The sequence below is a fragment of the Streptomyces sp. NBC_01428 genome, from assembly GCF_036231965.1.
Lineage (GTDB): Bacteria > Actinomycetota > Actinomycetes > Streptomycetales > Streptomycetaceae > Streptomyces.
This window is the reverse complement of the sequence record NZ_CP109499.1, coordinates 201,661-216,829: the sequence shown is the minus strand read 5'-3', so window position 1 is coordinate 216,829 and position 15,169 is coordinate 201,661. Positions and strand designations below refer to the sequence as shown.

Sequence of the window (15,169 nt, the reverse complement as noted above, 5' to 3'; positions counted from 1 at the left end):
AGGGGCGGGAAGCGCGGAAGGCGCTTCCCGCCCCTGTCGGCACGAGGAACTCACGACCCGTGGTGCCGCCCGGCGGACGGCACCCGATGAGAGCGCGGCGCGCGAACGGCGGAGGTCACCAAGGGAGTCAGTGCGTGGCTGCGGCCTCCGTCGACGCCGTCGCGCTCTGCGATGCCGACTCGCCGGGTGACGGCGTGGGGCTCGGGCAGGTCGGGTCGGGTTCCGGATCCGTCGAGGGATCCGGGGTCGGGCTCGTCGTGTCCGTCGGGCAGTCCGTCGGAGGGGTCGTTTCCCCGGGTGCGGTGGGGGTGCCCGTGTCCGTCGGGTCGGGTGTGGGGGAGGGGGAATCGGTCGGTGTCGTCGGTGTCGTTGACGGGGTTGGCGTCGTCCCGCTCCCGGACGGTGACGGTGACGGTGTGTGGGACGGTCCCGGCGTGGCCGTCGGGCTTGCGGACCCGGACGGATCCGGGCCGACGACGATGCCGCCCCCGCCGTCGGAGTCGTCGTCGCCGACCGGCTTGGTCGCGGGCGTCTTGCCGCCCGCGCCCGGGCTGCGCGGCACGACGCCCTTGCCGTCGGGCACCGTGTGCACGCCGGTGCGGTAGAAGGTGAACCACTGCCGCACCGTCCGCAGATACGCGTCGGAGTAGTTGTAGCTCAGCACCGCGGCGTCGAGGTCGCCGGGGCGCGCGAGGTCGCGGCTTCCGGCGCACAGGTAGTGGCCGGCGGCCAGCGCAGCGTCGAACACGTTGTTCGGGTCGCTGACGCCGTCCTTGTTGCCGTCGGCACCCCAGCGCCGCCAGGTCGACGGAAGGAACTGCATCGGACCCACCGCCCGGTCGAAGACCGCGTCCCCGTCCAGGGAACCGCCGTCGCTGTCGCGGATCAGCGCGAACCCGACGCCGTTGAGAGCCGGACCGGCGATCCGCCCGCGCGTGGTCCCGTCGGCGGTGACGGCACCGCCCCCGGCGTGCCCCGACTCCACCTTGCCGATCGCGGCGAGAAGTTGCCACGGCAGACGGCAACCGGGGTCCGTCCGGGACACCGAGGTCTCGGCCGCCCGGTACGCCCGCAGGACCGTCGCGGGGATACCCGACTGGGCCCGGAACACGGCGGGCACCGGGGCCGCCGCGGGCAGGTCCGGACTGACCAGCGGCGGGAGTTCCGTGTGGTACGAGTCGTCGCCCGAGCCACCGGCCTCGGGCGCCGCGGGATTCGTCCAGACGGGGCCGTCCTGGTCGGCGGCGGGTGCCGTGCGGTGCTTCGCGCCGCCGCTCACCGCCTCGGGCGCGCGGGAAGCGGTGAGGACCGCCAGCGCCGCGACGGCGATCGCGGTCGTCCGCAGGCCCTGGCGGGTCCGGGCGGACGGACGTCGGAGACGCGGTGCGGACATGTCGAACTCCTGTCGATGAGGGAGGGCGGACCGGTGGGCGCTGTCAGCGGCCGAAGGTGTCGATGCCGGAGACCAGCCACCGTCCGTCACGGCGGACCACGTCCACGGCGAACATCGCCCCCGCGTACGTGCCCTGGTCGTCGGCCTTGTCCTTCTTGGCCGCCGCGGTGCTGACGCTGCTCTGGTCGGCGTAGACGAGGACCCGGGCGCGGTCGCCGTCGATCCGCTCCACGCCGCTGTCGGTGACCGTCGTCGTGATCACGGCCTTCTGCTGATCGGCACGGTCGCGCACCGCCGCGAAGAGGTCGCGGTGCTGTGCGACCGCCTTGCCGGTGAGCAGCTTGCGGGCGGCCTGGTCGAAAGCCTCCGGGCGGGCGTGGTCGTACGAGAAGAGAGCGGCCACCGCCCGCGCGGTCTGGCCCTTGATCTCGCTCGTGGCCGAGACGTCCGTGAGCGCCGTGTTCTGCCGCGCGGGCTGGTCCCGCAGCGTGTCGGCCCGGGCGTGCGCCCACCCGGCGAAGCCGCCGAGCAGCAGCGTCAGGGCGCACAGCGCCCCGACGACATTGAGGGTGCGACGCGGACGCCCGGCCCCCGCCGTGGGCTTCTCCGCGGCGGCATCCGCGTCCGGCGCACGGTCCTCGCCGCGTGCGGTGTCCGGCGGCGCGGGGGAGCGGAACGGCACCCGGACGACACGGCGTGCCCCCTCGTCCCTCGGGCTCGGCTCCGCCTCGGTGACGGGGCCCACCGCGACGGTGGCCAGGGTGCCCGTATCGGCGGGCGCGCCCGGCCGGTCGGCGCGGGCCTGGCGGCGCCGCTGATGGTTGATGTGGTGCCGGGTGCTCGACATGGTGCGCGGGTCCTCTCGGTGCGGCCGGGTGACGGGGCGGACGGGGTTCAGTCGCTCAACGCCGAGCCCACAGGGGCCTGGCCGAGGTCGCTGAGCTTCCACCGGCCGCCCGTACGGGTGAGCTCACCGAGCATGCGGCTGTCCTTGTCCGTGCTGCCCTTCGAGGCCCGGACGGTGATACGCAGCGCCACCAGGACACGGGCCCGGCCCGCCCGTTCGTCGAGCTCGGTGACGGCGCCGGACAGGACGCGGGCCGTGGTGACCGTCCCGGCCGCCTTCACCTGCTTGCTGAACGCGGCGCGTCCGTCGACGAGCTGCTTGTGCAGGTCCCCCGTGGTCGAGGACTCCCACAGGTCCAGGCCGTCGTCCACCTTCGTGTGGTCGAGGGTGTTCAGATTCTGTACGGCCTGTTCGCCCGCCGTCAGTGCCTGGTCGCGCTGGACCGCGTAGGCGGCGGAGTCCTCGTGCGCGGCCCGGTACCAGTCGGTGCCGGCCCACGCGGCGGTTCCCGCGGCCGCCAGAGCGAGGGCGAGGGCCGCGGCCGATACGGCGCGCAGTCCCGTCAGGGCCCGTGCCGGGTTCTTCATCAGGTGCTCCCGTCTCGCGCTGATGGTCAGCGGGTCTGGATGTCGGCGATGCGCCAGCGGTCGTTCTCGAACCGGGCCGTGACGGACAGTTGGGCGGCCGCGTAGGTCTCCTTCGCGTCGCGCCGCGAGGTCTGGTCGAGGAAGACGAGCAGCTTCGCCGTTCCGTCGTGCAGTTCGACCACGCCGGTGCGCACCGCGACCGTGGTCAGGCTGACCTTCTGCTCGGCCAGATCCGACCGGACCCGGTCGAAGAGCTCGCCGTACTGCCGGGCGGCCCGCCCCGTGAGCACCGAACGGGCCGACTTCTCGGTCGCGTCGGTGCCGTTCGGGGTGTACGAGAACATCCGCGCCAAGGCGTTGTCGACGTCACCGGCGACGCGGTTGGTCGCCTCGGTGTCGGTGAGGGCGTGGTTCTCGGCGGACGGCGTGGACCGGGTCTGGTGCGCCTCGTACAGGAATGCGACGCCTGCGGCCAGCAGGACGACGGCGAGCGCGACGAGAGCGATACGCCGCCACCCGACCGCCCGACTCGTCCGTCCGGACGCGGCGCCCGCCGCCTTGGACGCGGCGTCCGTCGCCTCGGGTCCGTCGTCCTGGTCGTCGAGCCCGCCTGCGGCGGTGTCGGACGCGGGCCGTTCGGTGTCCGTTGCGGACAGGGACTCCGGCTGAGTCTCAAGGTGAGGTTTAGCTTGAGAGTCGTCCTCGATCTTGTCCTCGGGCGAGACCGCTGGTTCGCGTTCCGTCCCGGTCGAGGGGTCGTCCGTGAGGACGTCCGCCGCATCCTCGGTCTTCTCCCGCGACGCGGTCCGCGTCGCGCCCCACAGCCGGTTCACGAGGTGGCTCCCTTGCTCGGCGAAGGAGACGCGCTCGTTCCGCCGTCCGCCTGCGGGACCGCGCTGAGGGCGCGCACGCGCCACTGCCCGTCCCCGTCACGCGCCAGGACCGCCTCCAGCCGCTTGCGCTCCGGGGTGGCCGTCCTCGACCCGACGGGCGTGACGTCGACCCGTACCGTCGCGATCAGCTTCGCCGTGCCCGCCCGGGTGTCGAGCGCCGTGACGGCGGCGTCCGTGACGGCGCCGCGCGCCGAAGGCCCGGTCTGAGGGCGGGTGCTGCCCAGCTCGTCGCGCAGCGGCCCCGTGGAAACGGTCCGCCAAGCCCGCACGCCGACCTCGGCACGCTTCTGCGACGAGGCGTCCAACGTGTTGAGCACGGCCAGGGCATGCCGCCCGTCGTCGAGTGCCGCGTCCCGGGCCTGCCCGTAGGCGAGCGAGTCGTCGCCCCGGGCCTGCGCGTACGTCCAGGCGCCCGTGGCGCAGAAACCGAGGGCCAGGGCGAGCCCCGTGCCGGTCAGCACGTTCACGAGCCTCATCGATCGCCCCCCGCGTCGAGACCCAGCAGCCCCGCCATACCGGTCGGTGAGGTGCCGCCCGCGTCGGGCAGTGCCAGTGCGCCGGGCAGAGCCTCGGAGGTCTTCCGCGACGTGCCTTCCGCCGGTCCCGAACTCGACGAGGACCCCGACGGCAACGAACCGGGGCGCGCCGGTGTCGGGACGCCGCCTCCGCTCGGAGCGTTCGCCGAGCCACGGACGTTGACGCCACTCGACGCGGACGCGGTGCAGGACGCATCGGTGTTCAGCGCCGGGGCCGTCCCCAGATCGAGCCCGTTGCGGTAGCGGGTGGCGCCGTAGCCCTCGGTGCAGGGCAGCGGCTTGAAGAAGGTCAGCGCCAGACCGAGGTTGACCTTCCCCCCGTCGACGGCGGTGGCGCCGGCCGAGACGGCCGCCGGATACTTCACCAGGAGTTCCTCGACACCGCGCTGGCGGGTGACGGCGACCTCCGAGGTGGTCAGGAGGTTCGCCAGGACCACGCCGAGACTCGGATCGACGTCCCGCAACAGTCCGCTGACCTGGGCCGTGGCATCCGGAGCGGTCGCCACGAGCCGACGCAGGTCGCTGTCCGAACCCTTCAGGGCGCGGGCCAGCTCGACCGCACCCGACCCGAAGTCCCGGATCGCGTCGCCCTCTTCGGCCTGCGTCCGCAGGACCGTCTCCGAGTCCGTGATCAGCCGCGTCGTCGCGGGTAGCGCGTCGTCGGCGGCGTCGACGAAGGAGGAACTGCTGTCCAGCAGCACCTGCAGATCGTCGCCCCGCCCCTCGAACGCCGTGCCGAACTCGTCCACCACCGTCTTCAGATCGTCCAGCGGAACGGACCTGACGAGGCCGTCGACGCTGGTGAGGACGTCGGTGACCGGCGCCGGAACCTGGGTGTCCGCGCGGTCCACGTGGGAGCCGTCCGCGAGATAGGGGCCGTCGTCACTGGCCGGCCGCAGATCGATGTACTGCTCCCCGACCGCCGACAGACTCGCCACCACGGCCTTGGTGTCGGAGGGGATCCGGGGTGCGGACTTCTTGATGCGCAGCTGCGCCACCACGCCGTCGTCGGTCAGCTTCAGCGGCCCGACCCTGCCCACGGACACACCCCGGTAGGTGACGTCCGAGTGCGTGAACAGGCCCCCTGTCGCCGGGAGTTCGACGTCGACCGTGTAGTAGTCGGCGGCCCCGACGTAGCGGCCGAGGTCGGCGTACCGGACAGCGAGGAACCCCAGCACGGTGACCGACAGCGCGAGAAAGGCGACGTTCTTGAGCCAGACGGCCCGAGTGATCACCGGTCCTCACCTCCGGTGGCCGCCGTCGGTCCGGCGGCGCCCGACTGCACGGTGTCGACCGACGGCAGTGGCAACGACGAGCCCTTGCGCGCGGAACGCTCGGACGACGCGTCGGGCGGGTCCGCCGTGGGGGAGGGCGTCGGCGAGGGCGACGACTGCGCGGGGATCAGCGGCGGGATGATCGTCGTGCCCCGGGGCGCGGCCATCGTCAGGTAGACGTTCAGGTAGTCGCCCTTCACGCCGCTGAGCACTTCGTCGGTGAACGGGTACGTCAGCAGGACCTGGAGCGAGTCGGGCAGGTCGGTCCCCGCGTCGGCCAGTGCCTTGAGGCTGGGGGCGATGGCCTTGAGATCGGCGATCATGTCGTCCTTGCTCGCGTTGACGGTGGAGACGGCGGTGTCGGACAGCGTGTCGAGCGAGCGCAGCATGGTCAGCAGGGAGCCGCGCTGGTCCTCCAGCGTCTTGAGGCCGGGTGAGAGGTCGGTCAGGACGGTGCTGACATCCTTCTTGCGCGTGGCCAGGGTCGACGCCAGCCGGTTGACGCCGTCGAGCGCGTCGGTGATGTCGCCGCGGTGCTCGTCGAGGTCGGTGACCAGCGTGTCGACCCGCTTCAGCGTCGAGCGGATCTGCGGCTCACGGCCACCGAGGGCGGAGTTCAGCTCGGTGGTGATCGTCTTCAGCTGGTTGATACCGCCGCCGTTGAGCAGCAGGGACAGCGCACCGAACACCTCCTCGACCTCGGTGTTGCGGTTGGTCCGGGAGACGGGGATGACACTGCCGTCGGCGAGCCGTCCCGTACTACTGGACTTCGACGGCGCCACGAGCTGGATGTACTTCTCGCCGAGCAGGCTGGACTGCTCCAGCCGGGCACCGGCGTCCGCCGGCAGTCGCACCGACCCGTTGATCTCCAGCGTGACGCGCGCCGACCAGTTCTCGTTCAGCTGGATCCGCGTCACGCGGCCGACGGCGACGTCGTTGACCTTCACCGCGGCCTGCGGGACCAGGCTCAGTACGTCGTCCAGGTTCGCGGTGACCCGATACGGATGCGATCCCAGGTCGGCGCCACCGGGCAGCGGCACGTCCTCGATGCCGTCGAAGCCGGGCAGCACCACCACCGCGGCCCCCACGGTCAGGACGAGGCCGATGCCGACGGCGATGAGGCCGCGCAGGCTGGAACCGATGGCGACACCCGTGCTGCTCGCGCCGCGGCTGACCTCCGCCGAGATCTCCCGCTCTTTTCTGCGCATCATCGGCCCGCTCCCCCTTCCGAGGTCGATGCCGCGCTGTCACCGGCGACCGGCAGCGGCAGGACGCTGATCTCGTTGAGGTCGGCGCGCCCGTTGAGCCGGCGCGTGTCCGGGTCGTAGGCGCCCACCAGGTTGTCCGCGGCCAGCGGCGCGACGTCCAGGGCCTCCGCCAGGGAAGCCCGCTGCTTGACGAGCGTCTGGGTGATGGGCACGAGCTTGTCCACGTTCTTCTTCAGCTCGCCCCGGTTGTCCTCGATGAACGTCTTGACCTGGCTGAGCGCGACACCGAGTTCCTTCAGCGCCCCGGCCAGGTCGTCCTTGTTGTCGGCGAAGAAGCCGACGATCTCGTCCAGGCGCTCCTGGGCGGTGCGCACCCCGCTGTCCTTCTTCTTGAGCATGGACGTGAAGGACTGGAGCTGGCTGAGCGTGGTGAACAGGTCGTCGCTGCTGCCGTCCAGGGTCTTGGCCGCCTTGCCGAACTGTTCGACGGTGTCGCCGATCGCGGCGCCGTTCCCGTCCAGGTTGGCGGCGCCGGTGGCGAGCAGCTTGTTCAGCGCCCCCTCCGAGTTCACGCCGTCCGGACCGAGTGTCTTGCTCAGCTCGGTGATCTGGTCGTAGAGCTGGTCGATCTCCATCGGCGTGCGGTTGCGGGCGGCGCTGAGCACCGCGCCGTCACCGAGACGGGGCCCGGAGCTGTAGGCCGGGGTCAGTTGGATGTACCGGTCGGCGACGACACTGGGCGCGACGACGACGGCGCGCGCGTCCACCGGCAGATGGATGCCCTCGTCGAGCGCGAGCCGCACCCGCACCTTGGTGCCCTCCGGGCGCACGGACTCGACCTCACCGACGCGGACTCCCAGGATGCGCAGGTCGGACCCGGCGTACACGCCGACGGCCCGGTCGAAATAGGCGGTCAGCCGGATGCCGTCCGAGTCGTCGGCCAGCGCGGTGGCGGTGATACCGCCGGCCAGCACCACCAGGGCCGCTCCGGCCGCGAGGAGTGTTCTGCGTCTGCTCATCACCGGCCGCCTTCCGTGGCCGCGGCCGACTGCCCGGCGCCCGTCATCCGGGGCGGCACGCAGCCCGACTTCAGCCGGGACGCCTCGGGCAGGTACTCCGGCGGGACGACCCCGCACAGATAGCTGTCGAACCAGTGCCCGCTGCCCAGCGTGTTGCCGACGAGCCGGTAGTACGGACCGACGAGCGCCAGTGTCTTGTCGAGCTGGTCGTTGTTGGCCTCCAGCACCCCCGTCACCCGGCTCAGGGCCTTGAGGGTGGGACCGAGCTGCTTGTCGTTGTCCTCGACGAGACCGCTCAGCTCCTTGCCGAGCTTGCGGCTGCCGGTGAGCAGCGCCTTGATGGCGTCGCGCCGGTCGGTCAGTTCGCCCAGCAGCGGGCCGCCGTCGTCGATGAGCGTCTCGAAGCTCGACTTCTGGTCCTCGAGCGTCTTCGTGAACTTGTTGCTCCCCTTGAGCAGATCCGCCAGCTTCTGGTCCCGCTTGGACACCGTCTTCGACAGCGCGGAGAGACCGGTCGCGGCCGTGCGGACGTGCGCGGGGGAGTCGGCGAACGTCTCCGAGATCGTCTCGAAACTCGCCGCCAACTGCTTCGTGTCGATGTCGTCGATGGTTCCGCCGAGATCCTGGAACGCCTGGGTGACGTCGTACGGGGACGTGGTGCGGGACAGCGGGATCCGTGCACCGGGGCTCTGGCGGGCGCCGCCGAGCGGGTCCAGGGCCACGTACTTGTCGCCCAGCAGCGTCTTGATGGCGATGGCGGCGGTCGTGCGGTCCCCGATCCAGGCGTCCTTCACCGCGAAGGTCACCTTCACCTTCGCGCCGTCGAGCGAGACGCCGGTGACCTCGCCGACCTTCACCCCGGCGATGCGCACCTCGTCACCGTCCTTGAGGCCGGCCGCCTCGCTGAAGTCCGCGCTGTACGTGGTGCCGGAACCGATGAACGGCAGTGCCTGCACGTTGTAGGCCAGGAGACCGACGACGGTCAGGGCGGAGAGGCCGACGAGAGCCACGGCCACCGGGTTGCGTTCCTTCACGGGCTTGAACCGTGGCGCGCGTCGCGCGGGCCGACGGCCTTGCACGGACGCCGTCATGCCCCGCACCTCGATTCCGTGACGGAGATCCCGGTGGGCGGCTTCGAGCCGTCGGAGGTCCCCACGCCGGTCACCTTCGCCTCGCACAGATAGAGGTTGAACCAGGACCCGTACGACGCCAGCCGGGACAGCGTGGTCAGCTTGGCCGGGGTGCGGTCGAGGAAGTTCTCGATCTGCGGGGTGCCGTCGCCGAGGTTGTCGGAGAGCCGGCCCAGTTGCTTGATGTCCTGCTTGAGCGGTGCCCGCCCGTCCTGCAGCAGGTCGGCGGTGACCGTGGTCAGCGAGCCCACGGCGGTGACGGCCCGGCCCAGTGGTTTGCGGTCGTCGTTGAAGCCGGAGACCAGTTCCTTGAGGGTCACGACGAGGTTGTCGAAGGAGTCCTCGCGGTCGTTGAGGGTCTTCAGGACGGTGTTCAGGTTGGTGACGACCGCGCCGATGACCTTGTCCTTGGCGGCGACGGTGGTGCTCAGGGAGCCGATGTGCCGCATCAGGCTGTCGACGGTGCCGCCCTCGCCCTGGAGCACCTGGACGATGGAGCCGGCCAGTTCGTTGACGTCCTTCGGGGACAGCCCCTCGAACAGCGGCTTGAACCCGTTGAAGAGCAGCGTCAGGTCGAGTGCGGGCGTGGTGCGGTCCAGCGGGATCGTCGAGTTCGCCGCGAGGGTCCCCGACAGGCCGCCCGTGCCGCGGTCGAGCGACAGGTACCGCTGGCCGACCATGTTGAGGTACTTCACCGCCGCGGTCGTCGAACGGGGCAGCGTCCGGTCCTCGCGCACCGTGAACGTGACCTGCGCGGTGCGGCGGTCGACGACACGGACGCCGGTGACCTCGCCGACCTTGACGCCGGAGATGCGGACGCTGTCGCCGTCGACGAGCCCGGTGACGTCGCTGAACAGCGCCCGGTACGTACGGCCCGAGGAGCCCACGCCGGTACCGGCGACGCTGTACCCGAGGATCGTGGTGGCCAGCGCGGTGACCACGATGAAGATCAGCGACTTCAGCAGCGGCCCGGTGAGGGGCCGGCGCCGGATGTGCGCGTCGGAGGGGGTCACTTGAGCGTCACATCCGTCCCGCGCAGCGCAGGACCGACCAGCAGGCTGCTCCAGTCGGGCAGATCGTCGGCCCGCCGACCGGCGGCCGGCGCGATCAGCTCGTTCACCAGCGCGTTCTCCTGCGGGGAGTTGGCCGGGCCGAGATCCTGCTCGGCGTCGGCGGACACCGTGGTCGCCGGCCGGGCACCCGTGCCCAGGTACGGCACCGGGTAGCACTTGGGACCGCCGCCGGAGTCGTAGACCGGGGTGTCGTGGCCCGCGGTGTACGCGCCGCGGCTCGTCTCGCTGGTCACATCCACGTGCAGCCCCGGCCGGTCGGTGCCCTTGCCGAGCGCCTTGTCCATCGCGGGGACGAACTCGGCGAGCGTGCGCAGCGTGCAGGGGAACTCGGAGGAGTACTCGGCCAGCAGCCGCAGGGTGGGCCGGGACGTCGCGGAGAGCCGGATGATGTTGTCCTTGTTCTGGCGCAGGAAGCTGGTCACGTCCTCGGCCGTGCGCGTCGTCGCGCCGAAGGTCCGCGACAGGTCGCCCTCCTTCTCGGCGATCGTCCCGCTGGTCGTGGTGAAGTCGGTGAGCGCCGTGAGGATGTCGGGCGCCGCGTCGGCGTACACGTGGCTCACTTTCACGAGTTCCTTGAGATCCTCGTTGAGGGCGGGGAGTTGAGGATTGAAGCGGGCCAGGTGCCGGTCGAGCTTGCTCAGCGTGGCGCCGAGCTTCTCGCCGCGCCCCTCCAATGCCTGGGAGACGGCCGAGAGGGTCTGCGACAGCTCGGCGGGCCGTACCGCGGTGAGCATCGGCAGGACGTCGTCGAGCACCTGCTGGAGCTCGACGGCGTTGGACGAGTGGTCCTGGCGGATGACGGCGCCCTTGGCCAGCGACGTCGCGGAGGGCGCGGCCGGCGGGACGAGGGCGACGTAACGCTCGCCGAACAGGGTGGTCGGCAGCATCTGCGCGCGCACGTCCGCCGGGATCTCGTGCAGGACGCCGGGCCGCAGGGCGATGCTGAGCCGGGCGCCGTTCCCGGCGGAGCTGATCTCGCGGACCTCGCCCACGACCACGCCGCGCAGCTTCACCTCGGCGCCCCGGTGCATCTCGTTGCCGACGCTGCCCGTCTCCACCGTGATCGGGTCGGAGTCCACGAACTTCTTGTCGTAGACGGCGATCGTCCCGTAGATCAGCAGGGCGGTCACCAGAGGGAAGGCCAGGCCGGCCGACCGCCGTACCGCGGTGGAGGAACTTCCGCGGCGCCGTTTGGGCGGCGGCGGGGTCTGGCGTCGCTCCTCGGGGAGCAGGACGGCGCTCATCTCAGCCCGCCACCTTCACGGTCGTGGTGGCGCCCCACAGCGCCAGCGACAGGAAGAAGTCGGTCACGCTGATCAGCACGATGGCATGGCGCACCGACCGGCCGACGGCGACGCCGACGCCCGCGGGACCGCCCGCGGCCCGGTAGCCGTAGTAGCAGTGCGCGAGGATCACCATCACGCTGAACAGCAGCACCTTCAGCACCGACAGCAGGACGTCCGTGGGGGAGAGGAACAGGTTGAAGTAGTGGTCGTACGTGCCCCGGGACTGTCCGTTGAAGAGCACGGTGACGTACCGGGATGCCAGATAGGAGGTGAGCAGCCCGACGGCGTACAGCGGGATGATCGCGATCACGCCGGCGATGACACGGGTGCTGACCAGGTAAGGCTTGGAGCGGATGCCCATGCCCTCCAGCGCGTCGACCTCCTCGTTGATGCGCATCGCGCCGAGCTGCGCCGTGAAGCCGGCGCCGACCGTGGCGGACAGGGCGAGTCCCGCCACCAGCGGTGCGATCTCACGGGTGTTGAAGTACGCGGAGACGAACCCGGTGAACGCGGCGGTGCCGATCTGGTCCAGGGCGGCGTAGCCCTGGAGGCCGACGACGGTGCCGGTGAACGCGGTCATCGCGACCATCACACCGACGGTGCCGCCGATGACACCGAGTCCGCCGGAGCCGAAGGCGACCTCGGCGAGCAGCCGGAGCACCTCCTTGAGATACCGGCGCAGGGTCCGCGGGATCCACAGCAAGGTCTTCGCGTAGAAGATGAGTTGGTCGCCGGAGCGGTCGAGCCAGACGAGCGGGGAGGCCACGGGCGCTCAGCCTCCCTTCGGGGGGACGATCTGCAGGTACAGGCCCGTCAGCACCATGTTCACGAAGAAGAGCAGCATGAAGGTGATGACCACCGACTGGTTCACGGCGTCGCCGACACCCTTCGGTCCGCCGCGCGGGTTCAGGCCGCGCTGGGCGGCGACGATGCCGGCGATGAACCCGAAGATGAGGGCCTTGAGTTCGCTGATGTACAGGTCCGGCAGCTGGGCCAGCGCGGAGAAGCTGGAGAGGTAGGCACCGGGCGTGCCGTCCTGCAGGACGATGTTGAAGAAGTAGCCGCCGAGCGTGCCGACCACCGAGACCAGCCCGTTGAGCAGCACGGCGACGCCCATGGTGGCGAGGACGCGCGGGACGACCAGGCGCTGGACGGGCGAGACACCCATCACCTCCATCGCGTCGAGCTCCTCGCGGATCTTGCGCGATCCCAGGTCGGCGCAGATCGCGGAGCCGCCCGCGCCGGCGATGAGCAGGGCGACGATCAGCGGGCTGGCCTGCTGGACGACGGCCAGCACACTGGCGCCGCCGGTGAAGGACTGGGCGCCGAGCTGCTCGGTCAGCGACCCGACCTGGAGGGCGATCACGGCGCCGAACGGGATGGCGACGAGCGCGGAGGGAAGGATGGTGACGCTCGCGACGAACCAGAACTGCTCGACGAACTCCCGGAACTGGAAGGGGCGTCGGAACGCGGCCCGGCACACTTCGGCGGCCAGCGCGAACATGAGTCCGGTCTGGCGCAGTGCAGCGTTCACGCGCCGCTCCCGGAGACGGGGATCGGCACGGTCGGGGCGTTGGAGCCGTTCGTCGCGTAGGTGCGCTCGATGGCGGCCCGGGCGGCCGGCGGCAGCCGGTCCATCATGCCGAGCACCCGCTCGCGCCGTCGCGCGACGGCACGGCGTTGGGGGAGACCGGGCGAGGGCTCCAACTGGGGCACGATCTCACGGGGTTGCTCCGGGTGACGGGTCGCGGCGGCCTCGGCGGCCAGCGTCGCGGCGTCCTTCTCCTCGGACATGCCGATGGGGCCCTCGCGGCGCCCCCGCAGGAACTGCGCCACCACCGGTTCCTCGCTGGTCAGCAACACCTCGCGGGGGCCGAACGTGACCAGCTCGCGCCGGAAGAGCATGCCCATGTTGTCGGGCACGGTCGCGGCGATGTCGAGATTGTGGGTGACGATCAGCATCGTCGCGTCGATCTGCGCGTTCAGGTCGATGAGCAGCTGCGACAGATAGGCGGTGCGGACCGGGTCGAGGCCGGAGTCCGGCTCGTCGCACAGGATGATCTGCGGGTCGAGCACCAGCGCTCGGGCGAGCCCCGCCCGCTTGCGCATGCCGCCGCTGATCTCGCCGGGCAGCTTGCCCTCGGCGCCCAGCAGGCCGACCACCTCGATCCGCTCCATGACGATGCGGCGGATCTCGGACTCCTTCTTCCGCGTGTGCTCGCGCAGCGGAAAGGCAATGTTGTCGAACAACGACATGGAGCCGAACAGGGCGCCGTCCTGGAACATGAGCCCGAACATTTTACGGGTCTCGTAAATCTCGTGTTCCCGACTGTTCGCCATGTCCACTCCGTCGATGAGGACACGTCCCCTATCGGGTTTGAGCAGCCCTATGAGCGACTTCAGGAAAACGGTCTTTCCGGTGCCGGACGGACCGAGCATGACACTCACTTCTCCAGCCGGCAAAGTCAGCGTCACGTCCTGCCAGATGTTCTGCCGGCCGAAAGACTTGGTCAGTCCCTCGACCACGACTTCGATGCCCATTTCACCTCCAGCAGGCGCGGTTCGCGTGTGCACCGTGTGGCGCACGCTAGGTGGTTCTGTCGTTCGTTGACAATGGGTAGGGAACCCGCTCTCGGGGGCGCTCCCCGACTTTGTCACCGCGGAGACAAAAGCCCGATCGGATCTTGTCTCCGTGGAGATAGCAGGGCCTCGTACCTCCGGGGGGTCGGCTGTACGAGGCCCTGCTGACGGGGGATCCGGCCTCGAAGGAGGGTGAGGCCGAAACCGCCCGTCGTGAGTCCGGCCGGCAGGGGCGCCGACCTGGACCGCAGCTGCGCACCGGAACATTACGGCCCAGTAACCTGGCCGGGCAATACCAGTTGCCGAGTTTTTAGAGCGACAGGCTTCGGCCAAACCCGATGTGTGTGCCAGGAGACAAAGGCCGCCCGAAACCTTGTCACCGGGTGCGCAATCCACCGTTTCCGGCGCGCTTGGAGGGCCGTGTGGCGGTGTGCTGCGTGGCTGTTCGGCCAACGATTGCCCTGCCACCGGGATTTGGCATCGGATGACTAACGGCGACAGTGGACCGCTCACCTGGGAAACAGTCCAGAAAAGAGCCAAAAGAATCATGGTCTGCGCCATTGTTCAGCCATGTTTCTCGCAAGTAACGTCGGAGCGCGGTCGAGGAATCCAGAGCCGCGGGAGCCAGAAGCCCGTAAATTACCGGCGGGCGATGTGCACCCTCTGCCGGTCAATCCACAAGGAGCGTCCGAGAGTTATGAAGAAGTCCCTCAAGAGAACCGCAGTCATCGCGGGTGCGGCTGCTGCTGCCTTCGGTCTGGCGATCGGTCCGTCGTCGGCCGTGCCGTCCACCGTCTGGACCGTCAACCCGACACCGTCCAGCTTCACTGCCACCAACAGCGGCAACATCGTGCTGACGGCCAACATCCCGATGACGTGTACGACGTCCTCCGCCTCCGGCACGATGGCGAGCGCCACCGGCAACCCCGCGACGGTCGCCAGCATCTCCGCCATCAACTTCGGCACCAGCGGTGCGCCCTGCACCAGCGTCCTCGGCAACGTGACGACCGTGGCCACCACCCCGTGGACCGTCGTCGCCCAGGACTACACCGCCGCGACCGGCGTGACCAAGGGCTACATCGGCAACGTGAACGCGACCATCACCGTCGGCGCCTGCGTGTTCAAGGTCGTCGGCAAGGCGTCCGCCACCTACACCAACTCGACCGGCATCCTCGCGGTCGCCAGTGTCTCCGGCGAGCTGACGGTCACGACGGCGACCGGCTGCGGCACGGTCGTCACCACCTCGACGAAGCCCACCTTCAAGGGCAACTACGCGGTGAAGGTCAAGAACACGACCACCATCCCGACCATCAAGGGTTCCAACCCGTAGGTGGTCCCGTGCT

General features: G+C 70.4%; 15 protein-coding genes. 1 reads left to right on the top strand and 14 read right to left on the bottom strand.

Annotated elements, in window-relative coordinates; all coding sequences use genetic code 11:
• Nucleotides 1–127: 127 nt before the first annotated feature.
• The 14 genes from OG406_RS00685 to OG406_RS00620 form a co-directional block, all read right to left on the bottom strand.
• Nucleotides 128–1,393: a lytic transglycosylase domain-containing protein gene (locus OG406_RS00685; protein ID WP_327407538.1), complete on the bottom strand. Its 1,266-nt coding sequence runs from the start codon at nt 1,391–1,393 to the stop codon at nt 128–130.
• A gap of 43 nt (nt 1,394–1,436) precedes the next feature.
• Nucleotides 1,437–2,240 (bottom strand): hypothetical protein, encoded by an 804-nt coding sequence (locus OG406_RS00680; protein WP_327407537.1) that lies wholly within the window; start codon nt 2,238–2,240, stop codon nt 1,437–1,439.
• A 47-nt stretch (nt 2,241–2,287) separates the two neighbouring features.
• The gene (locus tag OG406_RS00675) at nt 2,288–2,827 is read right to left on the bottom strand and encodes a hypothetical protein (protein WP_266619660.1); all 540 of its coding nucleotides are present in this window, start codon (nt 2,825–2,827) and stop codon (nt 2,288–2,290) included.
• A gap of 26 nt (nt 2,828–2,853) precedes the next feature.
• Nucleotides 2,854–3,534, bottom strand: a complete 681-nt coding sequence (locus tag OG406_RS00670) for a hypothetical protein (protein WP_443067136.1) — start codon at nt 3,532–3,534, stop codon at nt 2,854–2,856.
• 122 nt (nt 3,535–3,656) lie between these two features.
• A complete protein-coding gene (locus tag OG406_RS00665; protein ID WP_267049954.1) occupies nt 3,657–4,196 on the bottom strand; it encodes a hypothetical protein in 540 nt (179 codons plus the stop codon).
• Nucleotides 4,193–5,491 (bottom strand): MCE family protein, encoded by a 1,299-nt coding sequence (locus tag OG406_RS00660; RefSeq protein WP_267049955.1) that lies wholly within the window; start codon nt 5,489–5,491, stop codon nt 4,193–4,195. Before OG406_RS00660 ends, OG406_RS00665 begins: the two co-directional genes overlap by 4 nt.
• A complete protein-coding gene (locus OG406_RS00655; protein WP_267050108.1) occupies nt 5,488–6,738 on the bottom strand; it encodes an MCE family protein in 1,251 nt (416 codons plus the stop codon). Before OG406_RS00655 ends, OG406_RS00660 begins: the two co-directional genes overlap by 4 nt.
• Complete coding sequence (locus tag OG406_RS00650) at nt 6,738–7,757, bottom strand: MCE family protein (RefSeq protein WP_329183189.1); 1,020 nt, start codon at nt 7,755–7,757, stop codon at nt 6,738–6,740. Before OG406_RS00650 ends, OG406_RS00655 begins: the two co-directional genes overlap by 1 nt.
• Nucleotides 7,757–8,848: an MCE family protein gene (locus OG406_RS00645; protein WP_329183187.1), complete on the bottom strand. Its 1,092-nt coding sequence runs from the start codon at nt 8,846–8,848 to the stop codon at nt 7,757–7,759. Before OG406_RS00645 ends, OG406_RS00650 begins: the two co-directional genes overlap by 1 nt.
• Nucleotides 8,845–9,900: an MCE family protein gene (locus OG406_RS00640; protein WP_164374389.1), complete on the bottom strand. Its 1,056-nt coding sequence runs from the start codon at nt 9,898–9,900 to the stop codon at nt 8,845–8,847. Before OG406_RS00640 ends, OG406_RS00645 begins: the two co-directional genes overlap by 4 nt.
• The gene (locus OG406_RS00635) at nt 9,897–11,105 is read right to left on the bottom strand and encodes an MCE family protein (RefSeq protein ID WP_266620479.1); all 1,209 of its coding nucleotides are present in this window, start codon (nt 11,103–11,105) and stop codon (nt 9,897–9,899) included. The genes OG406_RS00640 and OG406_RS00635 overlap by 4 nt, the downstream gene beginning before the upstream one ends.
• Nucleotides 11,106–11,205: 100 nt before the next feature.
• Nucleotides 11,206–12,012 (bottom strand): MlaE family ABC transporter permease, encoded by an 807-nt coding sequence (locus tag OG406_RS00630; RefSeq protein WP_081224135.1) that lies wholly within the window; start codon nt 12,010–12,012, stop codon nt 11,206–11,208.
• A 6-nt stretch (nt 12,013–12,018) separates the two neighbouring features.
• Entirely contained in the window at nt 12,019–12,750 is a 732-nt protein-coding gene (locus tag OG406_RS00625) for an MlaE family ABC transporter permease (protein ID WP_081224556.1), read from the bottom strand.
• A 26-nt stretch (nt 12,751–12,776) separates the two neighbouring features.
• Nucleotides 12,777–13,787, bottom strand: a complete 1,011-nt coding sequence (locus tag OG406_RS00620) for an ABC transporter ATP-binding protein (protein WP_164374387.1) — start codon at nt 13,785–13,787, stop codon at nt 12,777–12,779.
• A 736-nt stretch (nt 13,788–14,523) separates the two neighbouring features.
• On the opposite strand from OG406_RS00620, the gene OG406_RS00615 reads away from it, so the two are divergent.
• The gene (locus tag OG406_RS00615) at nt 14,524–15,156 is read left to right on the top strand and encodes a hypothetical protein (protein WP_081224133.1); all 633 of its coding nucleotides are present in this window, start codon (nt 14,524–14,526) and stop codon (nt 15,154–15,156) included.
• Nucleotides 15,157–15,169: the final 13 nt, after the last annotated feature.